The sequence below is a fragment of the Streptomyces sp. NPDC002790 genome (assembly GCF_040295505.1).
Lineage (GTDB): Bacteria > Actinomycetota > Actinomycetes > Streptomycetales > Streptomycetaceae > Streptomyces.
Window position 1 is genome coordinate 53,614 of the sequence record NZ_JBEOVM010000028.1, and the last position, 21,779, is coordinate 75,392.

Genomic DNA, 21,779 nt, shown 5'->3' on the forward strand with positions numbered 1-21,779 from the left:
GTCACCCCCGCCGATCGCCGCGCGAACGGAAGAACTCGCCGAATTCCAGGTCCCCTTCCAGGAACCGGCCTGCGACGAAACCGATGGCGCCGAGCGCCGCCACCAGCAGGAAGGCCCCGAAACCGCCGAAGTATCCGGCGAATCCGAGGGCCATGCCGGCGATCATGCCGACCACGGCCAGGTTCATCGTGCGCTCCTCCTAGGGAAGCCCGTAGCTACGGCGACGGATGTCATTGGAGCCGTGACTCCGGCTCTTCGTCCTCCTCGTCCGGCAGCTTCACGTCGCTGACGGCGATGTTGACCTCGACGACCTCGAGCCCGGTCATGCGCTCGACGGCGACGATCACGTTCTCCCGGACGGCGCGCGCGGTGTCCGCGATCGACACGCCGTACTCGACGACGATCTCCAGATCGAGCGCCGTCTGTACCTCGCCGACCTCGGCCTTCACCCCGCGCGACACGGACTTGGCGCCGCCGGGGACCCGGTCGCGCACCGCGCCGAACGTGCGGGAGAGGCCGCTGCCCATGGCATGGACGCCCTCGACGTCGCGTGCCGCGAGGCCCGCGATCTTCTCGACGACGCCGTCGGCGATGGTCGTCCGCCCACGGCCGGCGGGGTCGCCGCCGGCCCGCTTGGTCACATTGGTCCTGGCTGCGGCCGAACCGGGCGTCTCGCCCGGCTTCTGCGCGGTGTCACTCATCGGGCCGTCCCCTCGGTGAGGTGGGATCTCGGTGGTGTGCTGCCTTCTTTTGCCCACATTAGGTCCAGCAACAGGAAGGCGCGCTCGGTATGGGGCAGCCTGGGGCAATGACGGCTGATCGATGGACAGAGGCAGTGCGTACGCAGCTGGGGCTCGGCAGACTGCTGCCGCTCGGCGGTCCGCAGGACGGCGCGTGGCTCGCGGAGCCGGCGGCGGCGCAGGCGCTGCGCCGTGCGGTTCAAGGGCTGAGCGGGGTACGTCTCGGTGCGCTGCGGCTCGGTCTCGCCGACCCCGACACGGCGGCGGAGCCCGCGGTGCCGGCCCCGCCGAGCGCGCTGCCGGCGGGGCCGTTGCGGCTCACGGCGGAGTGTGCGGCGACGGCGGACGAACCGTTGCCGGTTGCCGCCGATCGGCTGAGGGAGGCGCTTGCCGGGGCGGCGGAGTGGGTCGGGCTGGTGGTGTCGGAGGTCGACCTTCAGGTCACGGCGCTGCTCGATGAGGCCGATCGGGTGGCGGACGCGGATGGGGATCGGGATACCGGTTCCCTCGAGGAGCCACCGGGGCCCGGCGACTCGAAGCCGGCCTCCTCCGGGGACGCGGGGCGTGCCGCCGAGGCCGCCCTCGCGGTGCCGGGGGTGGCGCGGTTGACCGGGGCGCTCGGGGGGCTGGGTCGTGCGGTCCACATTGAGGAGCGGGCCGGTGAGGGGGCGTTGCCGCGGCGGCATGTGCGGGTGGAGGTGGCGGTGGCGGTGGGCGTTCGACCCATCGAGGTGACCGGGGCGGTCCGCCGGGCGGTGGCCAAGGCCCTGCCGGACGGGCCCACCGTCGCGGTGCTGGTCACGGAGATCACGGCGTAGCTCGCCCCCGCCGCCCCTTCCCTTCCCTTCCCGTCTCTGGGGGCTACGCCCCCAGACCCCCTGTCCTCAAACGCCGGACGGGCTGGAATGAAACGGCGGGCGGGCTGGAATGAAACGCTGACGGGCGTCAGTCGCCGATGCCCGCCAGGGCGCGGAGGCGGCGGGACTGGGATGCTCGCTCTGCCGTGCGCTGGGCGTCAAGGGTGCGGTCGGCCGCACCCTGGAGCAGGGCCTTCGTCTCGATGACGGCGTCGCGGGGCGCGGCGACGAGGGCCGCGACCAGGTCCTGCGTCGCGTCCGCGAGCTCGCCCGCGGGGACCGACACGTTGGCCAGGCCGCTGCGTACGGCCTCGTCCGCGTGGACGTAGCGCCCGGTGACGCAGATTTCGAGGGCGCGCGCGTAGCCGACCAGCGAGACGAGCGGATGCGTGCCCGTCAGGTCCGGCACCAGGCCGAGGCTGGTCTCGCGCATGGAGAACTGCACGTCGTCGGCGACGACGCGCAGATCGCAGGAGAGGGCGAGCTGGAACCCGGCCCCGATGGCATGCCCCTGTACCGCGGCGACGGACAGGATGTCGCTGCGCCGCAGCCAGGTGAACGCGTCCTGGTACTCGGCGATCGTCGCGTCGAGGACGTCGTCGTCGCCGCGCGCCAGGTCGAGGAAGGACGGCTCGCCGTCGAAGCCCTCGGGCGTGAAGGCCCGACGGTCGAGGCCCGCGGAGAATGACTTGCCCTCACCGCGCACCACGACGACCCGCACGGACCCCGGCAGGGTACGCCCGGCCTCGCACAACGCCCGCCACAGAGCGGGGCTCTGGACGTTGCGCTTGTCCGGGTTGGTCAGGCTGACCGTGGCGATCGCATCGTCGACGGTGAGCCGGACGCCGTCCTTGTCGAGCAGCGGTGCGGGCAGGTTCATCTGGGCCTCCGGGTCTGCGCAGCCGTACGTAAGTGACTGCACAGTAACCACCCGGCCGGACAGCGGACCGACCGGGTGGTCAGTTGGAGCCCAGTGAGCCGAACGAACCCTGCGAGGGTCAGGCCGACGTGGCCTTCTTGCCTCGCGTGGCCCCGCCGCGACCCCGCAGCGTGACCCCGGATTCACTCAGCATCCGATGCACGAACCCATACGAGCGGCCGGTCTCCTCGGCCAATGCCCGAATGCTCGCACCGGAGTCGTACTTTTTCTTCAGGTCTGCCGCGAGCTTGTCGCGCGCGGCGCCGGTTACCCGGCTGCCCTTCTTCAGAGTCTCGGCCACCCGTGCCTCCTCGTGGGAAGTGCGCTCTGGATTTCCCATGATCACCCCTTGCGGGCTTCCTGGCCACCCATTCGGCAAGGTCCATGGACCCCCAATTGCGGGCGCGACAGGGATCCACACGAGTGGAATCCGGAATTCCGGCGAGGTTTCGAGGCCCTGAAAAACGCCTCCGCGAAAGAAGTGGCAGGTCAGCCACGGCCCAGGCGCCGCAAGGGCGCCATGGACGACGCGGCCCCGAATTCCGTGCACGACACACCTGGGTACGAGGCGATCTCACCCAGATGAAGGATCACGGATCGGCCGAATGATCCAGATGGAGTGGATCATTCAATGGATCAGCCGGTGACCGCCGAGTCGACCACCCAGTGGATCACCGAGCCGATCACCGGATGGATCATGCGAGTGCCACGAGATCCGCGTACGTCTGGCCCCACAGGTCCTCGATTCCGTCCGGAAGCAGAATGATCCGCTCCGGCTGCAGGGCGTCCACCGCGCCCTCGTCGTGCGTGACGAGGACGACGGCGCCCTTGTAGGTGCGCAGCGCGCCGAGGATCTCCTCGCGGCTGGCCGGGTCGAGGTTGTTCGTGGGCTCGTCGAGGAGCAGCACGTTCGCGGACGACACGACGAGCGTGGCGAGCGCCAGGCGGGTCTTCTCGCCGCCGGAGAGGACCCCGGCCGGCTTGTCGACGTCGTCGCCCGAGAACAGGAACGAGCCGAGCGTCTTGCGCACCTGGATCAGGTCCAGGTCGGGGGCCGCGGAGCGCATGTTCTCCAGGACCGTGCGCTCCGGGTCGAGGGTCTCGTGCTCCTGCGCGTAGTAGCCGAGCTTGAGGCCGTGGCCCTCGATGACCTGCCCCGTGTCGGGCTTCTCCGCGCCGCCGAGGAGCTTGAGCAGGGTCGTCTTGCCCGCGCCGTTGAGGCCGAGGATGACGACGCGCGAGCCCTTGTCGATGGCCAGGTCGACGTCCGTGAAGATCTCCAGGGAGCCGTACGACTTCGACAGACCCTCGGCCATGAGCGGCGTCTTGCCGCACGGTGAGGGCTCGGGGAAGCGCAGCTTGGCGACCTTGTCGGACTGGCGGACCTCTTCGAGGCCGGCGAGGAGCTTGTCGGCGCGCTTGGCCATGTTCTGCGCGGCGACCGTCTTGGTGGCCTTGGCGCGCATCTTGTCGGCCTGCGCGTGCAGCGTGGAGGCCTTCTTCTCGGCGTTCTGCCGCTCGCGCTTGCGGCGCTTCTCGTCGTCCTCGCGCTGCTGCTGGTAAAGCTTCCAGCCCATGTTGTAGACGTCGATCTGGGAGCGGTTGGCGTCCAGGTAGAAGACCTTGTTGACGACCGTCTCCATCAGCTCGACATCGTGGGAGATCACGATGAAGCCGCCGCTGTACGTCTTGAGGTAGTCGCGCAGCCAGACGATCGAGTCCGCGTCCAGGTGGTTCGTGGGCTCGTCGAGGAGCAACGTGTCCGCGTCCGAGAAGAGGATGCGGGCCAGCTCGATACGGCGCCGCTGACCGCCGGAGAGCGTGTGCAGGGGCTGGCCCAGCACACGGTCGGGGAGGTTCAGCGCGGCGGCGATGGTGGCGGCCTCGGCCTCGGCGGCGTACCCGCCCTTGGTGAGGAACTCCGTCTCCTGGCGCTCGTACTGCCGCAGGGCCTTGGCCTGTGTGGCGCCCGAGCCGGTCGCGATGCGCTGCTCGTTCTCGCGCATCTTGCGGATCAGGGTGTCCAGACCGCGCGCCGAGAGGATGCGGTCGCGGGCCAGCACGTCGAGGTCGCCGGTGCGCGGGTCCTGCGGGAGGTAGCCGACCTCGCCGGAGCGGCTGATGGTGCCGCCGGCCGGGATGCCCTCGCCGGCCAGGCACTTCGTGAGGGTCGTCTTGCCCGCTCCGTTACGGCCGACCAGGCCGATGCGGTCGCCCTTGGCGATACGAAAGTTGGCGTTCTCGATGAGCATGCGCGCGCCCGCGCGCAGTTCGATGCCGGATGCGGTGATCAAGGGAAGTACTCCAGGACAGGATTAACGGCTGGTTGACAGGGCGGGGGCCAATCAGCGCCGCTAATGCACCCAGAGAAGGAACGTCATACGAACCAGTTTACCGGTGCCGTGCAAACGCTTTTCCCAGGCGTGCCCCGTCCCCCGTTCGGCCCTCGGATCCGGCGCCGCTGACCAGGGGCGTACCAGGATGAGGGGGTCGATTACCGGCGAGAAGGCGGTGCGCATGCAGTTCGACGACGACGCGCGTCTGGACACCTCCGAGGTCCAGGACGTGCGCGGCAGCCGGCTTCCCGGTGGGAGAGCGGCCATGGGGGGCGGTTTCGCGGGGGTCATCGCGCTCGTCCTCGGGCTGCTCTTCGGCACGGACCAGTTCGGGCTCTCCGACGGGACCACCGGTGCCCCGGCCGCGCAGATGTCCAGCGAGGCGCAGGTCCAGGAGCAGTGCCGCACGGGCTCGGACGCGAACAGCAGGCAGGACTGCCGGACGGTCGCGGTGGTCAACAGCGTGCAGGATTTCTGGAGCGCGGAGTTCGGGCGCAGAAGCGCCACGTACACGCCCGCCTCGACGGTGTTCTTCACCAACCAGGTCGCCACCGCGTGCGGCTCGGCGACCTCTTCGGTCGGCCCCTTCTACTGCCCCGGCGACCGGCGGGTCTATCTCGACCTCGGCTTCTTCGACGAGCTGCGGACGAAGTTCGGTTCGAGCGGCGGACCCTTCGCGCAGGCGTACGTCGTGGCGCACGAGTACGGACACCACGTGCAGAACCTGATGGGCACCCTGACCCGCTCCCAGGACGGGCGTACGGGCGAGAACAGCAACGCGGTGAAGGTCGAGCTGCAGGCGGACTGCTACGGGGGCGTATGGGCGCGGCACGCGACGCGCACGCCCACCGAGTCCACCGGCAGGCCGCTGATCACGAGCCTGACCGACGCGGACATCCGCGACGGCCTGGACGCCGCGGCGGCGGTCGGCGACGACCGGATCCAGGAGCGGTACCAGGGCCGGGTGACGCCGGAAACGTGGACACACGGCTCGGCCGCGCAGCGCCAGCAGTGGTTCTACCGGGGATTCGAGAGCGGCGACATGGCCCAGTGCAACACCTTCCGGTGAGCACGGGCCGCTGACGTCCTACGCCCCGCCCGTGTGCACCTGAAAGGCCGCCCTGCGGACCGCCTTCGCGAGGGCCGGGTCGGGGTGCGCGGCCGCGAGCGCGACGAGCACCTGCACCGTGCGCGGGTGCCCGACCGCGCGCACCTCCTCGATCAGCGCCGGCACCGTCGGCTGCACCGCGGCCTCCAAGTGCCGTACGAGGAGGGGAGCTTCGCCGTGGTCGGCGACCGCCGCGGCGGTGTCCACCCACAGCCACGTCGCCTCCTCCCGGCTGAGCACCGTGTGCACGTCCTCGGGGTCGGCGCCCTCGTACTCGGCGAGCCACAGCAGGGCGTAGGGGCGCAGATGCGGGTCGCCGGCGGCGCGGCGGACCTCGGGCTCGGCGGGGGCGCCGACGACCCGCAGCGCCTCGAAGGCGAGGCCACGCAGCAGGGCGTCCTCGCCGCGGGCGGCGTCGAGGAGGTCGGTGACGGCGGTGCCGATGTCGCGGGCGGCGAGCCAGGCCCGGTACTCGTCGCGCGCCGCCTTCGGGCGCAGCCGCGCGCAGCCGCGCAGCATGTCCTCGGCGGACACCTCGATGTTCCCGGCCGGGGACTGGGCGGCGACGCAGATCTGCTCCAGCTTGACCCACACCGCCCAGCTGCCCAGCGGGGTGAGCGCGGCGTGCCCGTCGTCGTACGTGAGCGCGCCCACGGCGGCGAGACCGCTCAGGGACCACTCAAGCAGCGGAAGGAGCGGGGTGTCCTGCGGAGAGGTCGGTTCCGGCTGGGGCCCGAAGGGGATTTCGCAGCGTTCCGTGCGCAGTTCCGTGACGCGCTGGTCGAGGAGGTCCAGGAGCTGGGCCGCGGCGACCCGGTCCGCCATCAGCTGCAGGAAGCTCAGCAACTGCGGCACCGCCTCGACGACCTCGGCCACCGCGGCGGGGCCCAGGTCGTCGGGCGCCGGGTGGACCAGCGACCAGGCGTCGAACAGGGCGACCCAGCCGCGCAGCACGGCAGTGTCGTCGCGGTCCCAGGCACGCAGCCGCCAGCCGGGCCGGGCACTGGCTCCGTGCACCTCGACGAGTCCCGCGAGGCGGGCCGTGTCCCAGTCCGCACGGACCTGATCGACCGTCAGCCCCAGCTCGTCCGCGGCACGCAGAGCGGTCACGTCGGAGAGCGTGCCCTTGCCGTCGCGGGCCGCCATGTCATTGCCGGGGCCGATCCTGGTGTCCGCCCAGCGGGCCACGCGGACGGCGGCGGCGAGGTCGCGGCGCGCGGCGCGGGCGAGCTCGGCGGGTGGTGGCGTGCCCTCCGGTGGGCGGGGTGCCGGACGGCGTGCGGCGACCGGCCGCGGGGTCGGGGCGGCCAGGGGCTGGCGGCGCGGGCTGACGAGTCGGAGCCGGGAGTCGCGCGGGGTACGGGACGTCACGAAGGGCAGTCTCTCGGTTGACCCGCCAATTCCCAAACGGGCGACCGCCGGAGCCGTTGCATCAACGGCTACATCAACGGCGTCAGGAACCTTCTCAGCGCCTCCTCGTAGCCCTTCGCGTCCGCGTTCCACATCGCGTTGTGCGGGGCCTCGTCCACCTCGTGGAGGGTCACCAGGTCCGGGCGGCGGTCCGCCAGGCGGCGGGAGAGCGCCCACGGGGAGACCTCGTCGCCGGGGCCGTGGACCAGGAGCGTGGGGACCTTGAGGGCGCGGGGGTCCGCGACCTGCGCGAGGCGGTCGCCGCTCAGGCCCGTGCGCCCCTGAGCGGCGCGGACCGCGAGCGGGAGCAGCGGGCCCGGGGTGCGGCGGGCGCGGGCCAGGGCGCGCAGCGTCGTCTCCCAGCTGAGCACCGGCGAGTCCAGGACCAGGCCCTTGACGCGGTCCCGCAGCGCCGAGTGGGCGGCGGCGTGCAGGGCCATCGCGGCGCCCGTCGAGAAGCCGAGCACGATGACGTCGCGGGCGCCGTACCGCACGGCGTAGCGGATCGCCGCGTCGAGGTCGCGCCACTCCGTCTCGCCGAGGTGGCCGAGGCCGTCCGGGGAGCGGGGCGCGCCGAGGTCGCCGCGGTAGGCGAGGTCGAGCACCGGGAACTGGTGGTGGTGCAGGAACCCCATGAGGTTCATGGGGTGTTCGCGGGTGGTGCCGAGGCCGTGCACGGTGATCACCCACGTGTCCCGGGTCCCGGGCACGAACCAGGCGGGCAGCGCGCCGAGTTCACCCGGCACGTCGACGTCCGCGTGGTCGAGGCCGAGCGCGGCCTTGGGGTCACCGATGTGCACCTGGGGCGTGAGCCAGGCCTTGGCGCCGGGTTCCAGGGTGCCGTGGGTGACCCGCTCCAGGCGGCGTACGACGGTGTCGGCGGAGGTCGTGGCCGATTCGACGACCGGTCCGACCACCGCGTGGTACCCGTCGCCCTGCAACCCGTACGTACCGGGGCGCAGCGAGGCCAGGGCGCGGGTCAGGGTGACCTGGCCCGCGGCGGTGGCGTGCACGGTGAGTCTCGGCTCGGTGGGCAGCGGGCGGCCTGCGGGCGCCTTGAGCGCGGCGTCGCTGGCCAGCCGGCCCACGGCGATGGCGGCGGCCGAGGCCCCTATGACGGCGGTGACGGCAGCGGCCGTCGCGTTGGCGGTGCGCACCCGTCCAGTGTCGGGGCCCGCGCCCGCCCCGGCCAGTGGGACGACGATTCAGGGTGACGTTTCGGTCGACCCCCGCTGCCCGTACCCGCTCAGCCGCTCCCCCACCTCGCGCAGCTGCTCCCCGGTCAGCAGCGACGGGGTCAGGCCGGGGACCGAGTGGGCGGTGAGCCACAGGCGGCACATCCACTCCAGTTGGGCGGTGCGGTCGTAGGCGGCGGCGAGGGTGCTTCCGTAAGTGAGGGCTCCGTGGTTCTGGAGCAGACATCCCGTGCGGTCGGCCAGCGCGAGCAGCATGTTCTCGGCCAACTCTCGGGTTCCGTACGTGGCATAAGGGGCGACCCGGACGGGGCCGCCGAGCGCCGCCGTCATGTAGTGCACGGGCGGGAGTTCCGGCACGAGCGTGGAGACCGCGGTGGCGTGCACGGCGTGGGTGTGCACGACGGCGCGGGCGTCGGTGTGCCGGTAGACGGCGAGGTGCATGGGGAGCTCGCTGGTCGGCTTCAGGGTGCCGGCCCGCCGCTCGCCGTCGAGGCCCACGGCGACGAGATCGTCCGGGCCGAGTTCCTCGTACGGGACGCCGGTCGGGGTCACGAGCACGGTGTCGCCGACCCGCGCCGAGACATTGCCCGAGGTCCCGACGACCAGGCCGTCGACCACTGTCCGGCGGGCCGTCGCCACCACGTCCTGCCATGCCGCCCCGAGTTCCTGAAGCTGTGTCATGGCGCGCATCCTGTCAGCCGTTTGACGTGGTGACAGGTGGCGATCGGCACGGAACCCGACCCTCCGGAATACCCCATATGGTGATTGATAAGACTCATGTGTTATTTGGCCGACCTTGGCCGGGTAATTAATGATCTCCCGCTAATCTCTGGGAGTTCCCTGGGGATTTGTCATGCACGTCGTCACTTTCGGGGGGTAATCATGGCTCTCAGCCGCACAGCGTCCCCACGCCGCCACCGCGCCGCCGCGCTCACGTCAGTCGCCGCACTGACCCTCGGCGGCACCCTGCTCGCGGAGCTGCCGGCCCACGGCGCGGGCAAGCCACGCGGGAACGACGTCTCGTCGCACCAGAAGAACGTGAACTGGCAGAAGGCGAAGAACAAGGGCGCCCGGTTCGCCTACGTCAAGGCGACCGAGTCGACGAACTACCGCAACCCCTACTTCTCCCGGCAGTACAAGGGCGCCCGCAACGCGGGCATCATCCGCGGCGCCTACCACTTCGCGCTGCCGTACAAGTCCTCCGGGAAGACACAGGCCTCGTACTTCGTGCGCAACGGCGGGGCGTGGCGGCGCGACGGCTGGACGCTGCCGCCCGCGCTCGACATCGAGTACAACCCGTACGGCAAGGGCAAGCACCCCTGCTACGGGCTGCGGAAGTCGACGCTGGTGTCCTGGGTCAAGTCCTTCAGCAACGAGGTCGTACGCAGGACCGGACGCCGTCCCGTCATCTACACCAACGCGCGATGGTGGAAGCAGTGCACCGGCAACAGCGGGGCGTTCGCCTCGAACCACGCGTTGTGGCTCGCCCGGTACGACCGGAGCGCCGGCGCACTCCCGGCGGGCTGGACCTACTGGACGTTCTGGCAGTACAACGACAAGGGCAGCCTCCCGGGTGATCAGAATCTCTTCAACGGCTCAATGACCCAGCTCAAGCGCTTCGCGCGGGGTTAGTCGAAGGGCCGTCCGAAGCGCCCCGGAGCCCCTGGTTCCGGGGCCGAGGGCGCCTCGAACCGGAACCGGCGGCGCCGCCCCGAGGCAAGCGGAGCGAGACCCCTCCGAATCAGGTCACCGGGGCGCCCGGCCCAGTTCATCTTCCGTTCACTCGGGCTCTTTACGTTCCAAGAACCACTGACGTCCAACCGAAGCCTGGGTAAATGGAACACATCACGCTGCTCCTTGCGATCGTGATCGTTACCGCGCTGGTTTTTGATTTCACCAACGGTTTCCACGACACCGCCAATGCGATGGCTACGACCATCTCGACCGGCGCTCTCAAGCCGAAGGCGGCGGTGGCCATGTCCGCCGTGCTGAACCTCGTCGGAGCGTTCCTCTCCGTCGAAGTCGCGAAGACCATCTCCGGCGGCATCATCAATGAGGACGGCCTCAAGACAGAGGTCATCTTCGCGGCGCTGGTGGGCGCCATCCTCTGGAATCTGCTGACGTGGCTGGTCGGGCTGCCGTCCAGTTCGTCGCACGCGCTGTTCGGCGGGCTCATCGGCGCCGCTGTCATGTCGATGGGCTGGTCGTCGGTGAACGGCGGGACCGTCGTCACCAAGGTGCTGCTGCCCGCGGTGGCCGCGCCGCTCGTCGCCGGTATCGCCTCGTTGCTGGCCACCCGCCTGACGTACCGCATCAGTAAGAAGACGGACCAGAAGGCGACCGCGAAGGGGTACCGCGCCGGGCAGATCGCCTCCGCCGGGCTCGTATCGCTCGCGCACGGCACGAACGACGCGCAGAAGACGATGGGCATCATCACCCTCGCGCTGATCACCGGCGGCGTCATCGGGCACGACGCCGACCCGCCGCTGTGGGTCATCGTCTCGGCCGGTATGGCCATCGCCCTCGGTACGTACCTGGGCGGCTGGCGCATCATCCGCACCATGGGCAAGGGCCTCACCGAACTCGCGCCGCAGCAGGGCTTCGCGGCGCAGACCAGTGCGGCGACCGCGATCCTCGCCTCCTCGCACCTGGGTTTCTCGCTCTCCACCACGCAGGTCTGCTCCGGCGGTGTGATGGGCGCGGGCCTCGGCCGCAAGGGCGGCGTCGTCCGCTGGTCGACCGCCACCCGGATGTTCATCGCGTGGGGCCTGACCCTGCCGGCCGCCGGCCTGGTGGGCGCGGGCGCCGAGTTCCTGACCAAGCAGGGCGCGTGGGGCATCGGCCTCACCGCGGCGCTGCTCGTGACCGGCTCGGCGATCATTTGGAAGCTCTCGCGTCGCAACTCCGTCGACCACACCAACGTCACGGCGGACGAGCCGCACGCCGCCCCCGTGCAGGAAGCGCAGGAGGCGCAGGAAGCCCCGGGCGTCGTCACCGCCGCGATCGCCTCGGTCACGCCGCCGCCCGCGGGCACGGTCGAGTCGGCCGAGTCCGAGGCGAAGATCACCGACCGGCCGAAGGCCGGAGCGGTGAACGATCCCGCGCGCCCCGCCGGCGCCACGCTGTAGTCAGCGCTGTAGCTCAGAAGGAAGCAGGCAGGAATGAAGATCGACTGGGCGGCCCTCGGCTCCGTGTTCGGCGTCTCTCTCGTGGTCACCGTGGCCCTCGTCGGCCTGTTCACCCTCGGCATCGTGGGCCTCTCCAAGCGGGAGTCGGCGGCGCGTGACGGTGGCTCGGCCGCGGTCGCGACATCAGGGGCGTATGCCTGCTTCGCGCTGTGCGCGGCGGCCGTGGCCTACGGGATCTATCTGATCGTGGCCTGAGGCGACATCAGGGCCCTTCGGGGGCGGGGTGCGGGGCGTTCGGCGTCCCGTGCCCCGCCTTCGTGCGTACGCCTCAACAGCAAGTTGACGTGCCAACTCGCAGCGTGGTGGACTTCCCCCGCCATATACGGCAGCAGTTGAGGAAGCCGGTGCGAATCCGGCGCGGTCCCGCCACTGTGAGCCCCCTCCTTCGAAGGGGCGAGCCAGGAACTCTCGCTGCCGGTCTCGTCGAACCAGGGCGTGGACACCCTGAGTGAGGACACCTACCGCCATGCTTGCCCCACGCGGCAACTGGCGGCGCGAGCGCGTGTATGCGTGCGGTGCCGCCGCCGGGATCTTCGCCGACCTTCTTCTTGGCGATCCGCGCCGTGGGCATCCCGTCGCCGGATTCGGGCGCGCCGCCGGGGCCGTCGAGCGCGGGCTGTGGCGTGACCACCGTGGCGCGGGCGCCCTGCACACCGTGGTGTGTGCCGGAGGCGCCGTCGCTCTCGCCGCCGCCGCGACCCGTGTCGTACGCCGCTCCCCCGCCGCGTCCCTCGCGTTGACGGCCGCCGCCACCTGGGCCGTCGTCGGCGGCACCTCGCTGGGCCGCGAGGCCCGCGGCGTGGGGTCCGCGCTCGATGCCGGAGACGTGGAGCTGGCGCGGGAGCTGCTGCCCCGGCTGTGCGGCCGTGATCCGCAGGGGCTCGACGCCGACGGGATCGCGCGCGGTGTCGTCGAGTCCGTCGCCGAGAACACCTCCGACGCGGTCGTGGGCGCGCTCGTGTGGGGCGCGCTCGGCGGAGTGCCGGGCCTGGTCGCCTTCCGCGCCGTGAACACGCTCGACGCGATGGTCGGGCACAAGTCCGCGAAGTACCGGCGGTTCGGCTGGGCCTCGGCCCGCCTCGACGACGTGGCGGGCTGGCCGGGGGCCCGGCTGACCGGTGTCCTCGCCGTCCTCGCCGGTGGCAGGCCCCGGGAGGCGCTGGACGCGTGGCGGGCGGACGCCGGGCGGCATCCGAGCCCGAACGCCGGTGTCGTCGAGTCCTCCTTCGCGGGCGCGCTCGGGGTGCGGCTCGGCGGGACCCTGGCGTACGGCGGGCGGGTCGAGCACCGGCCGGTGCTGAACGCGCCGGGGCGTGCGGTCGAGGTACGTGATGTGGATCGGGCCGTGCGGCTGTCACGGCGGGTGTCTCTGTTGGCGTTGGGAGTCTGTGTGGGTGCGCGACTGGTACGGGCGCGGGTGCGGCGATGAGCGGGCGTGGAGACGGTGTTCGACGAGGCGGCGGGCTGCTCGTCGCCGGGACGACCTCCGACGCCGGGAAGAGTGTCGTCACCGCCGGGATCTGCCGGTGGCTGGTGCGGCAGGGCGTGAAGGTCGCGCCGTTCAAGGGGCAGAACATGTCCCTGAACTCGTTCGTGACCAGGGAGGGTGCCGAGATCGGGCGGGCGCAGGCCATGCAGGCGCAGGCCGCGCGGGCGGAGCCGAGCGCGCTGATGAATCCGGTGCTGCTCAAGCCGGGGAGCGATCGCAGTAGTCAGGTCGTGCTCATGGGCAAGCCTGTCGGCGAGTTGAGTGCCCGGGGGTATCACGGGGGGCGTCAGGCGGCGCTGCTCGACACCGTGGTCGGGTGTCTGGAGGAGCTGCGGGCCACGCATGACGCCGTGATCTGTGAGGGCGCGGGCTCGCCCGCGGAGATCAATCTGCGGCGGACGGACATCGTGAACATGGGGCTTGCGCGGGCCGCGCGGCTTCCGGTGCTTGTGGTCGGCGACATCGATCGGGGTGGGGTCTTCGCCTCGTTCTTCGGGACGACCGCGCTGCTGGCTCCCGAGGACCAGGAGCTTCTTGCCGGGTATCTGGTGAACAAGTTCCGGGGTGACGTGAGCTTGTTGGAGCCCGGTCTCGACATGCTCAAGTCCCTTACGGGGCGGGACACTTACGGGGTGCTGCCGTTCCAGCACGGCCTCGGCATCGACGAGGAGGACGGGCTTCGGGTGTCCCTTCGGGGTGCCGTACGGGAGTCCGTCGTGGCGCCGCCCGTGGGCGAGGACGTGCTGCGGGTCGCCGTGTGCGCGGTGCCGTTGATGTCGAACTTCACCGATGTGGACGCGTTGGCCGCCGAGCCGGGTGTCGTGGTGCGGTTCGTGGACCGGGCCGAGGAGCTCGTCGACGCGGACCTCGTCGTGGTGCCGGGGACACGTGGGACGGTGCGGGCGCTTGAGTGGCTGCGGGAGCGAGGGCTTGCGGAGGCTTTGAGGCGGCGGGCGGCCGAGGGGCGGCCCGTGCTCGGTATCTGCGGCGGGTTCCAGTTGCTCGGCGAGTCCATCGAGGACGAGGTGGAGTCGCGGGCCGGGGTCGTCGATGGGCTCGGGCTGCTTCCCGTACGTGTGCGGTTCGAGGCGGAGAAGACGCTTGCGCGGCCGGCCGGTGAGGCGCTCGGCGAGTACGTCGAGGGGTACGAGATTCATCACGGGGTCGCCGAAGTGCTGGGCGGAGACGCCTTCTTGGACGGGTGTCGGGTCGAGGGCGTGTGGGGGACGCACTGGCATGGGTCGTTGGAGGCGGATGGGTTTCGGCGGGCGTTTTTGCGGGAGGTGGCGGCGGCTGCCGGGAGGCGGTTTGTGCCGGCGGCGGATACATCGTTCGAGGCGTTGCGGGAGGAGCAGCTTGATCGGCTGGGGGATTTGATTGAGCGGCATGCCGATACGGGTGCGCTCTGGCGGTTGATTGAGGGGGGCGCCCCTGCGGGGTTGCCGTTTGTGGCTCCCGGGGCGCCGTCGTGAGATTTCGCCCCCGCCGCCGCTTCCCGTCCCGTCCCTGGGGGCTGCGCCCCCTCGCCCCCCAAAAGATTGCGCCCCGCGGCGGAGCCGCATATAGGCACAGTCCCGCGCCCCTAATCGTGGAGGTCAGGTTTCGATGAGTACTCCCTTTCCGTTCACTGCCGTTGTCGGGCAGGACGATTTGCGGCTTGCGTTGTTGTTGAATGCTGTGTCGCCCGCCGTGGGGGGTGTGCTCGTGCGGGGGGAGAAGGGGACGGCCAAGTCGACCGCCGTGCGTGCGCTGTCCGCGCTCATGCCGGGCGTCGACGTCGTCGCCGGGTGCCGGTTCTCGTGTGATCCGGCGGCGCCCGATCCGGGGTGTCCCGACGGGCCGCACGGCGACGCCCCGGGCGACCAACGGGACGCCCGGATGGTCGAGTTGCCGGTCGGCGCCTCGGAGGACCGGCTCGTGGGCGCGCTCGACATCGAGCGGGCGCTCTCCGAGGGCGTGAAGGCCTTCGAGCCGGGGCTGCTCGCCGATGCGCATCGCGGGATTCTGTATGTGGACGAAGTCAATCTGCTGCATGACCACCTTGTTGATCTGCTGCTCGACGCCGCCGCCATGGGCGCCTCGTACGTCGAGCGCGAGGGTGTCTCCGTACGGCATGCCGCGCGTTTCCTTCTCGTAGGGACGATGAACCCCGAAGAGGGCGAGCTGCGGCCGCAGTTGCTCGACCGGTTCGGGCTGACCGTGGAGGTTGCGGCGTCGCGCGAGCCGGAGCAGCGGGTGGCGGTCGTCAAGCGGCGGCTCGCCTATGACGACGACCCCGAGGGGTTCGCGGGCACATGGGCCGACGAAGAGGCCGACGTGCGGGAGCGGATCGTCGCCGCGCGTGAGCTGCTGCCCCAAGTGCGGCTCGGTGACCGGGCGTTGACGCAGATCGCGGCGACGTGCGCGGCCTTCGAGGTGGACGGCATGCGCGCCGACATCGTGATGGCACGCACGGCCACCGCGCTCGCCGCCTGGGCGGGGCGTGAGGACGTGCTGGCGGAGGACGTGCGGCAGGCCGCGCTGCTCGCGCTCCCGCACCGCAGGCGCCGGAACCCCTTCGACGCGCCGGGGCTCGACGAGGACAAGCTCGACGAGACGCTGGACGAGTTCGGTCCCGAGGACGAGCCGGAGCCGGACCCGGAGTCGGGCCCTGACCCTGACCCTGACCCTGATGATGATCCGGACGGGCCCGGCGGGGGTCCCGACGGTGGTGGTCCCGGTGGTGGTGTGCCGCCGCAGGACGGGCCTCACGACGCGCCGCAGGAAACGCAGGACCCGCAGGATGCCCCGGCCGGTGACAACCGGGAGGACTCCCCCGAGACCGAGGAGCCCGCCGCCGCCCCGGCAGCCGGTGGCGGAGCCCGTGAGCAGAAGCCCGTGGCGGCCGGTGAGCCCTTTCGTACGAAGATGTTGAGCGTGCCCGGCCTCGGCGAGGGCGCGGCGGGGCGGCGGTCGCGGGCGCGTACCGAGCACGGTCGCACCACGGGGGCGACGCGGCCCCGTGGCGCCCTGACGAAGCTGCACCTGGCGGCGACCGTGCAGGCCGCCGCCCCGCACCAGCGGGCGCGTGGCCGCTCGGGCCGGGGGCTCGTCGTACGCCGTGACGATCTGCGGCAGGCGACCCGCGAGGGGCGCGAGGGGAACCTCGTGCTGTTCGTGGTCGACGCCTCGGGGTCGATGGCGGCGCGGCAGCGGATGACCGCCGTGAAGGGCGCCGTGCTGTCGCTGCTGCTCGACGCGTACCAGCGACGGGACAAGGTGGGGCTCGTGACCTTCCGGAAGTCGGCGGCCGAGGTCGCGCTGCCGCCCACGTCGAGCGTGGACGCGGCGGCGAGCCGCCTGGAGTCGCTGCCGACCGGAGGGCGCACCCCGCTGGCGGCCGGTCTGCTGAAGGCGCACGACGTGCTGCGTGTGGAACGGCTGCGGGATCCGGCGCGGCGCCCGCTGATGGTCGTCGTGACCGACGGGCGGGCGACGGGTGGGCCGGAGCCGGTGCAGTTGGCGGGGCGTGCGGCCGGGCTGCACGCCGCCGAGGGGACGGCGAGCGTCGTCGTCGACTGCGAGACCGGCATGGTGCGGCTCGGGCTCGCCGGGGAGCTGGCAGGACGGCTCGGCGGCACCGCCGTCACGCTGGACGAGCTGCGGGCGGATTCGATCGCCGGGCTCGTGAAGGACGTCACTGGAACGCAGAACACCATCAGGAAGGCCGCTTAAATGCCGCAGGGACAGCCGAGCGTCGTACCGAACGACGGGCTGACGACACGTCAGCGTCGCAACCGCCCACTGGTGTTCGTGCACACGGGCATCGGAAAGGGCAAGTCGACGGCCGCGTTCGGGCTCGCGCTGCGTGCCTGGAACCAGGGCTGGCCGATCGGGGTGTTCCAGTTCGTCAAGTCGGCGAAGTGGAAGGTCGGCGAGGAGAACGCGCTCAAGACGCTCGGCGCGAGCGGCGAGGGCGGCACCGTGGCCTGGCACAAGATGGGCGAGGGCTGGTCGTGGGTGCAGCGCGACGACCAGGCCGACAACGAGGAGAAGGCGCGCGAGGGCTGGGAGCAGGTCAAGCGGGACCTGGCCGACGAGACGTACAAGCTGTACGTGCTCGACGAGTTCGCCTATCCGATGCACTGGGGCTGGATCGACGTCGACGATGTGGTCGAGACGCTGCGGAACCGTCCCGGGCAGCAGCATGTGGTCATCACGGGCCGCAACGCCCCTGAGAAGCTGGTCGAGTTCGCGGATCTCGTCACCGACATGTCGAAGGTGAAGCATCCGATGGACGAGGGCCAGAAGGGCCAGCGGGGCATCGAATGGTAGGTCCGCAGACTACGCGGCCCGTGGACGTGCCCCGCCTGGTCGTCGCCGCGCCGGCCTCCGGGACCGGCAAGACGACGGTGGCGACGGGGCTGATGGCGGCGTTCGCCGAGCGTGGGCTCGCCGTGTCGCCGCACAAGGTGGGGCCCGACTACATCGACCCCGGCTACCACGCGCTCGCGACCGGGCGGCCGGGGCGGAACCTCGACGCGTACATGTGTGGGCCCGAGCTGGTCGCGCCGCTGTTCGCGCACGGGGCGGCGGGGTGTGAACTCGCGGTCGTGGAAGGTGTGATGGGGCTCTTCGACGGGGCGTCGGGGGAGGGTGAGCTGGCCTCGACGGCGCATGTCGCGAAGCTGCTGAAGGCGCCTGTCGTGCTCGTCGTCGACGCGTCGTCGCAGTCGCGGTCGGTGGCGGCGCTCGTGCATGGCTTCGCCTCGTTCGACCCCGAGGTGCGGCTCGCGGGCGTCATCCTCAACAAGGTGGGCTCCGACCGGCACGAGGAGTTGTTGCGCGAGGCCATGGAGGAGGTCGGGGTTCCGGTGTACGGGGCGTTGCGGCGGACTCCGCGGGTGGCTACGCCGTCTCGGCATCTGGGGTTGGTCCCGGTGGCCGAGCGGAGCACGGAGGCGGTGGACTCTGTGGGGGCCTCGGCCGCGATGGTGCGGGAAGGGTGTGACCTGGAGGGGTTGTTGGGGCTGGCCCGTAGCGCGCCGCCGCTTTTGACGGAGGCGTGGAGTCCTGGCCCGAGCGGGGTTGACGTCTCGGGGCTCCGCCCCGGACCCCGCGCCTCAAACGCCGGCGGGGCTGGATCTGTTGTCGCGGTTGCTGGTGGCGCCGCGTTCACGTTCTCGTATGCCGAGCACACGGAGTTGTTGCGGGCGGCGGGTGCCGAGGTCGTGGCGTTCGATCCGTTGCACGACGAAACCCTTCCGGAGGGCACGGCGGCGGTCGTCATCGGTGGCGGCTTCCCCGAGGTCTACGCCCCCGAGCTGTCGGCCAACGAACGGCTCCGCAAGGCCGTGGCCGAACTGGCCAGGTCCGGCGCCCCGGTGGTCGCCGAGTGCGCGGGGCTGCTGTACCTGTCCCGTTCGCTCGACGGGCGGCCGATGTGCGGGGTGCTCGACGCGGACGCGGAGATGTCCGGCCGGCTGACCCTCGGCTACCGCGACGCCGTCGCCGTCACCGACAGCGTGCTCGCCCCCGCCGGGGCCCGGCTGCGCGGTCACGAGTTCCACCGGACCATGCTGGAGCCGGGCGCGGGGCCCACGCCCGCGTGGGGCATGCGGCTGCCGACGCGGCGCGTCGAGGGCTTCGTGCAGGGCGGTGTGCACGCCAGCTATCTGCACACGCACTGGGCGGCGCGGCCGGACATCGCGCACCGCCTGGTCCAGTGGAGCGGCGCACGGTGAACGGGTCAGCCCGCGATGCCCACCACGAGCCAGATGAAGGCCACCCCCGCGACGGTGCACAGCAGCGTCGACCGGGCCGGGTGCTCGTGGTGGGCCTCCGGGAGGATCTCGGCGGCGGCCAGGTAGAGCAGCACGCCGCCGAAGAAGCCGAGATAGCCGCCGAGCAATTGCTCCGGAATGGTGAACAGGAGCGTGGACGCGGCGCCCACCACCGGAGCCGCGGCGTCCGCGAACAGCATGATCAACGCCTTGCGGCGGGCGTTCCCGTAGAGCCGGGTGATCGTGTACGTGTTGAAGCCGTCGGCGAAGTCGTGGGCGACCACGGCGACCGCCACGGCCGCGCCCATGCCGCCGCCGATCTGGAAGGCCGCGCCGATCGCCATGCCGTCCATCAGGCTGTGCCCGACCATCGCGGACGCCGCCGTGAGCCCCACCTCGGGGGCCCGGCCGCCCGACGCCCCCTCCTCCGCCCCGTGGGCGGCCTGGCGGCGGGCCAGCAGGTGTTCCATGATGTGCGCCCCGAGGAACCCGGCCACGAACAGCAGCAGCGCCGCCGGCACCCCGTGCACCTCGCTGCCCGCCGCCTCCAGGGCCTCGGGCAGCAGGTCGAGGCCGACCACGCCGAGCATCAGGCCACCGGCGAGGCCGAGCACCAGGTGGCGCCGGTCGGTGACCCGCTGCGCGGTCCAGCCGCCGACCAAAGTCATCAGGAAGGCGCTCAGCGCCACGATCACGGCCATGGCCCCTTGCTAACCCATCCGGGGGCCTCCCCGCACATCCTGCGCGGTGTCGTCGTCGGTGTCGGCGCCCGGTCCGGGGTCTCGGCGGACGAAGTGCTCGGGCTCGTCCGGGCCGTGCTGGCCCAGGCGGGCGCGACGGACGTCCTGGCGCTCGCGACGGTCGACACGAAGGGCCGGGAGCCCGGCATCGTCGCGGCGGCGCGGGCGCTGGGCGTGCCGCTGGAGACGTACGACGCCGAGCGGCTCGCCGCCGTGCCCGTGCCGCATCCGTCCGCGCGGGCCCGCGCCGCCGTGGGCACCCCTTCGGTAGCCGAGGCCGCCGCGCTCGTACGCGGTGGTGAACTGCTCGTCCCGAAGCGGGCGTCGGCCGGGGCGGGCGGGGGTCCGGGGCGGGTGACGTGTGCGGTGGCACGGCCCGGGTAGGGACCGGCCCGGCTTCGCCGCCGCTCTCTGTCCCCCCCGGATTCCTGGATCCCCCTCTCGATCTCCCGCAAGGAGCCCGTCCCCATGCGCACCCCTCCCCCGGCCCTGCTCGCCGCCCTGGAGCAACGGCTCGACGACGTTCTGAGCGGCGGCCCCCGCAGACCGCGCGACCGGGCCGATGTGACCGTGCTGCTCGTCGGGGACGGCTCGGCCGACTCCGCGGTCAACGCCGAACTCGCCGCCGCCGCACGGATGTTGTGGGAGGGCAGCGGCTACGCGGGCGTGGAACCGGCGTATGTGTCGGCGGCGCCCGACGTGCCGGCGGGGCTCGACCGGTGCGCGGCGCTCGGCGCGCGGCGGGTCGTCGTGCTGCCCTACGGGGCCCTGCTGTCGGAGCGGTGCCACACGCAGGCCGTGGGGTGGGCCGCGGCCCATCCCGAGGTCGACGTGCGGTGCGCGGCCGCCCCAGTCGTGGCGGGGCCGGTCGGTGGGCCCGATCTGCGGCACCACGGGGACGCCGAAGTCCGCGACGACGGCGAGAAGTTGACGGATCTCGCGGTGAACGTGCGCACGGGCACGCCGCCGTCCTGGCTGCGGGAGCACATCGCCGGGTCACTGGACGGGCTCGCGGCGTATCCGGACGGGCGGGCCGCGCGGGCCGCGGTGGCGGCGCACCACGGGGTGCCGGTGGAGCGGGTGCTGCTCACGGCCGGTGCGGCGGAGGCGTTCGTGCTGCTCGCGCGGGCGCTGCGGGTGCGCAGGCCCGTCGTCGTGCACCCGCAGTTCACCGAGCCGGAGGCCGCGTTGGAGGACGCCGGGCATGCGGTGGGGCGGGTGCTGCTGCGGGCGTCGGACGGGTTCCGGCTCGATCCGGCGCTCGTACCGCACGACGCGGATCTGGTGGTCGTGGGGAACCCGACGAACCCGACATCGGTGCTGCATCCGGCGGATGTGCTGCGGCAGTTGGCGCGGCCGGGGCGGTTCCTGGTGGTCGACGAGGCGTTCATGGACGCGGTGCAGGGCGAGCGGGAGTCGCTGGCCGGGCGGACGGATGTGCCGGGGCTCGTGGTGCTGCGGAGCCTGACGAAGACGTGGGGCCTGGCGGGGTTGCGGGTCGGGTACGTGGTGGCGGAGCCGGAGGTGGTGGCGGAGCTGGAGCGGGCACAGCCGTTGTGGCCGGTGTCCTCGCCCGCGCTCGTCGCTGCGCAGGCGTGTGTGTCGGCGAGGGGTGCCGCGGAGGCGGCGGATGCGGCGGACGCCGTTGCGGCGGACCGGGGGTATTTGGTGGGGCTGCTCCGGGGGTTGGGCCCGTACGGGGTTTCCGTGGCCGGGGCGGCGGAGGGGCCGTTCGTGCTGGTGCGGGTACCGGGGGCGGGTGTGGTGCGGGAGCGGTTGCGTTCGGCCGGGTTCGCGGTGCGGCGCGGTGACACGTTTCCCGGGCTGGGGGCGGACTGGGTGCGGGTCGCGGTGCGGGACCGTTCCACGAGCGACAGTTTCGTCGCGGCGTTGGCCGGGGTGTTGCGCACCGCCGGGTAGCCGCCGGGGCCATCAAGCGCCGCGGTGCGGGTGTGCGTTTTAAGCCCCTGCGGCGATTGAGCAGCGAGGGCCGGGGCGGAGCCCCGAAGCCCCGGCGCCGCGGGGGCTCAAAAG

The 21,779-nt window shown here is 72.0% G+C and carries 21 protein-coding genes and 1 riboswitch; of the genes, 12 read left to right on the forward strand and 9 right to left on the reverse strand.

All coding sequences use genetic code 11. The features are described from left to right. Position 1 precedes the first annotated feature (1 nt). Entirely contained in the window at positions 2–187 is a 186-nt protein-coding gene (locus tag ABT004_RS15875) for a hypothetical protein (RefSeq protein WP_351336504.1), read from the reverse strand. A gap of 43 nt (positions 188–230) precedes the next feature. After that, positions 231–701 carry an Asp23/Gls24 family envelope stress response protein gene (locus ABT004_RS15880; RefSeq protein WP_351336506.1) on the reverse strand — a complete coding sequence of 157 codons (471 nt, stop codon included), beginning with the start codon at positions 699–701 and terminating at the stop codon, positions 231–233. Positions 702–808: 107 nt separating this feature from the next. Between ABT004_RS15880 and ABT004_RS15885 the strand changes: the two genes are divergently transcribed. Continuing rightward, positions 809–1,558, forward strand: a complete 750-nt coding sequence (locus ABT004_RS15885) for a nucleopolyhedrovirus P10 family protein (RefSeq protein ID WP_351336509.1) — start codon at positions 809–811, stop codon at positions 1,556–1,558. A 127-nt stretch (positions 1,559–1,685) separates the two neighbouring features. On the opposite strand, the gene ABT004_RS15890 is transcribed toward ABT004_RS15885, so the two are convergent. The 3 genes from ABT004_RS15890 to ABT004_RS15900 all read right to left on the reverse strand — a co-directional run bounded on the left by ABT004_RS15890 (position 1,686) and on the right by ABT004_RS15900 (position 4,810). Continuing rightward, positions 1,686–2,477 (reverse strand): enoyl-CoA hydratase/isomerase family protein, encoded by a 792-nt coding sequence (locus ABT004_RS15890; protein ID WP_351336512.1) that lies wholly within the window; start codon positions 2,475–2,477, stop codon positions 1,686–1,688. A 118-nt stretch (positions 2,478–2,595) separates the two neighbouring features. Beyond that, positions 2,596–2,817, reverse strand: coding sequence for a helix-turn-helix domain-containing protein (locus ABT004_RS15895; RefSeq protein ID WP_009337982.1), 222 nt, complete (start codon positions 2,815–2,817; stop codon positions 2,596–2,598). Between the two features lie 394 nt (positions 2,818–3,211). After that, positions 3,212–4,810 (reverse strand): ABC-F family ATP-binding cassette domain-containing protein, encoded by a 1,599-nt coding sequence (locus ABT004_RS15900; protein ID WP_351336514.1) that lies wholly within the window; start codon positions 4,808–4,810, stop codon positions 3,212–3,214. A 223-nt stretch (positions 4,811–5,033) separates the two neighbouring features. On the opposite strand from ABT004_RS15900, the gene ypfJ reads away from it, so the two are divergent. Further along, on the forward strand, positions 5,034–5,921 hold the full coding sequence (gene ypfJ, locus ABT004_RS15905) for a KPN_02809 family neutral zinc metallopeptidase (RefSeq protein WP_351336556.1): 888 nt from the start codon (positions 5,034–5,036) through the stop codon (positions 5,919–5,921). 18 nt (positions 5,922–5,939) lie between these two features. Here ypfJ and ABT004_RS15910 read toward each other — a convergent pair whose 3' ends face one another. The 3 genes from ABT004_RS15910 to ABT004_RS15920 form a co-directional block, all read right to left on the reverse strand. Continuing rightward, positions 5,940–7,331 carry a hypothetical protein gene (locus tag ABT004_RS15910; protein ID WP_351336517.1) on the reverse strand — a complete coding sequence of 464 codons (1,392 nt, stop codon included), beginning with the start codon at positions 7,329–7,331 and terminating at the stop codon, positions 5,940–5,942. A gap of 68 nt (positions 7,332–7,399) precedes the next feature. Continuing rightward, positions 7,400–8,527, reverse strand: coding sequence for an alpha/beta hydrolase (locus ABT004_RS15915; RefSeq protein WP_351336520.1), 1,128 nt, complete (start codon positions 8,525–8,527; stop codon positions 7,400–7,402). A gap of 48 nt (positions 8,528–8,575) precedes the next feature. Beyond that, positions 8,576–9,247, reverse strand: a complete 672-nt coding sequence (locus ABT004_RS15920; protein WP_351336522.1) for a class II aldolase/adducin family protein — start codon at positions 9,245–9,247, stop codon at positions 8,576–8,578. 201 nt (positions 9,248–9,448) lie between these two features. On the opposite strand from ABT004_RS15920, the gene ABT004_RS15925 reads away from it, so the two are divergent. From ABT004_RS15925 to ABT004_RS15960, 8 genes are all read left to right on the forward strand, one after another. Beyond that, positions 9,449–10,198, forward strand: coding sequence for a lysozyme (locus ABT004_RS15925; protein ID WP_351336524.1), 750 nt, complete (start codon positions 9,449–9,451; stop codon positions 10,196–10,198). Between the two features lie 203 nt (positions 10,199–10,401). Then, complete coding sequence (locus tag ABT004_RS15930) at positions 10,402–11,694, forward strand: inorganic phosphate transporter (RefSeq protein ID WP_351336526.1); 1,293 nt, start codon at positions 10,402–10,404, stop codon at positions 11,692–11,694. 33 nt (positions 11,695–11,727) lie between these two features. Further along, positions 11,728–11,949 carry a hypothetical protein gene (locus ABT004_RS15935; protein WP_351336529.1) on the forward strand — a complete coding sequence of 74 codons (222 nt, stop codon included), beginning with the start codon at positions 11,728–11,730 and terminating at the stop codon, positions 11,947–11,949. Between the two features lie 85 nt (positions 11,950–12,034). Then, a riboswitch (cobalamin riboswitch) is annotated at positions 12,035–12,182 on the forward strand. A gap of 38 nt (positions 12,183–12,220) precedes the next feature. Then, the gene (locus tag ABT004_RS15940; protein WP_351336531.1) at positions 12,221–13,183 is read left to right on the forward strand and encodes a cobalamin biosynthesis protein; all 963 of its coding nucleotides are present in this window, start codon (positions 12,221–12,223) and stop codon (positions 13,181–13,183) included. Further along, positions 13,180–14,715, forward strand: coding sequence for a cobyric acid synthase (locus ABT004_RS15945; protein WP_351336533.1), 1,536 nt, complete (start codon positions 13,180–13,182; stop codon positions 14,713–14,715). Before ABT004_RS15940 ends, ABT004_RS15945 begins: the two co-directional genes overlap by 4 nt. 133 nt (positions 14,716–14,848) lie before the next feature. Continuing rightward, positions 14,849–16,957 (forward strand): putative cobaltochelatase, encoded by a 2,109-nt coding sequence (locus ABT004_RS15950; protein ID WP_351336535.1) that lies wholly within the window; start codon positions 14,849–14,851, stop codon positions 16,955–16,957. Then, complete coding sequence (gene cobO, locus ABT004_RS15955; protein WP_351336537.1) at positions 16,958–17,557, forward strand: cob(I)yrinic acid a,c-diamide adenosyltransferase; 600 nt, start codon at positions 16,958–16,960, stop codon at positions 17,555–17,557. Beyond that, a complete protein-coding gene (locus ABT004_RS15960) occupies positions 17,551–18,966 on the forward strand; it encodes a cobyrinic acid a,c-diamide synthase CobB (protein WP_451189445.1) in 1,416 nt (471 codons plus the stop codon). The genes cobO and ABT004_RS15960 overlap by 7 nt, the downstream gene beginning before the upstream one ends. 5 nt (positions 18,967–18,971) lie before the next feature. Here the strand turns inward: ABT004_RS15960 and ABT004_RS15965 are convergent, their stop codons facing one another. Further along, on the reverse strand, positions 18,972–19,706 hold the full coding sequence (locus ABT004_RS15965) for a ZIP family metal transporter (protein WP_351336542.1): 735 nt from the start codon (positions 19,704–19,706) through the stop codon (positions 18,972–18,974). A gap of 6 nt (positions 19,707–19,712) precedes the next feature. On the opposite strand from ABT004_RS15965, the gene ABT004_RS15970 reads away from it, so the two are divergent. Next, positions 19,713–20,129, forward strand: a complete 417-nt coding sequence (locus ABT004_RS15970) for a cobalamin biosynthesis protein (RefSeq protein WP_451189449.1) — start codon at positions 19,713–19,715, stop codon at positions 20,127–20,129. 84 nt (positions 20,130–20,213) lie between these two features. Further along, positions 20,214–21,665, forward strand: a complete 1,452-nt coding sequence (gene cobC, locus ABT004_RS15980) for an Rv2231c family histidinol phosphate aminotransferase CobC (protein WP_451189452.1) — start codon at positions 20,214–20,216, stop codon at positions 21,663–21,665. Positions 21,666–21,779: the final 114 nt, after the last annotated feature.

Bases quoted from the DNA above. Each gene is read 5' to 3' on its own strand.
- cobO (WP_351336537.1), top strand. From the start codon at position 16,958: ATGCCGCAGGGACAGCCGAGCGTCGTACCGAACGACGGGCTGACGACA.
- ABT004_RS15935 (WP_351336529.1), top strand. From the start codon at position 11,728: ATGAAGATCGACTGGGCGGCCCTCGGCTCCGTGTTCGGCGTCTCTCTC.
- ABT004_RS15920 (WP_351336522.1), bottom strand. From the start codon at position 9,247: ATGACACAGCTTCAGGAACTCGGGGCGGCATGGCAGGACGTGGTGGCG.
- ABT004_RS15950 (WP_351336535.1), top strand. From the start codon at position 14,849: ATGAGTACTCCCTTTCCGTTCACTGCCGTTGTCGGGCAGGACGATTTG.
- ABT004_RS15885 (WP_351336509.1), top strand. From the start codon at position 809: ATGACGGCTGATCGATGGACAGAGGCAGTGCGTACGCAGCTGGGGCTC.
- ABT004_RS15930 (WP_351336526.1), top strand. From the start codon at position 10,402: ATGGAACACATCACGCTGCTCCTTGCGATCGTGATCGTTACCGCGCTG.
- ABT004_RS15925 (WP_351336524.1), top strand. From the start codon at position 9,449: ATGGCTCTCAGCCGCACAGCGTCCCCACGCCGCCACCGCGCCGCCGCG.
- ypfJ (WP_351336556.1), top strand. From the start codon at position 5,034: ATGCAGTTCGACGACGACGCGCGTCTGGACACCTCCGAGGTCCAGGAC.
- ABT004_RS15965 (WP_351336542.1), bottom strand. From the start codon at position 19,706: ATGGCCGTGATCGTGGCGCTGAGCGCCTTCCTGATGACTTTGGTCGGC.
- cobC (WP_451189452.1), top strand. From the start codon at position 20,214: ATGCGCACCCCTCCCCCGGCCCTGCTCGCCGCCCTGGAGCAACGGCTC.
- ABT004_RS15880 (WP_351336506.1), bottom strand. From the start codon at position 701: ATGAGTGACACCGCGCAGAAGCCGGGCGAGACGCCCGGTTCGGCCGCA.
- ABT004_RS15960 (WP_451189445.1), top strand. From the start codon at position 17,551: ATGGTAGGTCCGCAGACTACGCGGCCCGTGGACGTGCCCCGCCTGGTC.
- ABT004_RS15945 (WP_351336533.1), top strand. From the start codon at position 13,180: ATGAGCGGGCGTGGAGACGGTGTTCGACGAGGCGGCGGGCTGCTCGTC.
- ABT004_RS15940 (WP_351336531.1), top strand. From the start codon at position 12,221: ATGCTTGCCCCACGCGGCAACTGGCGGCGCGAGCGCGTGTATGCGTGC.
- ABT004_RS15875 (WP_351336504.1), bottom strand. From the start codon at position 187: ATGAACCTGGCCGTGGTCGGCATGATCGCCGGCATGGCCCTCGGATTC.
- ABT004_RS15890 (WP_351336512.1), bottom strand. From the start codon at position 2,477: ATGAACCTGCCCGCACCGCTGCTCGACAAGGACGGCGTCCGGCTCACC.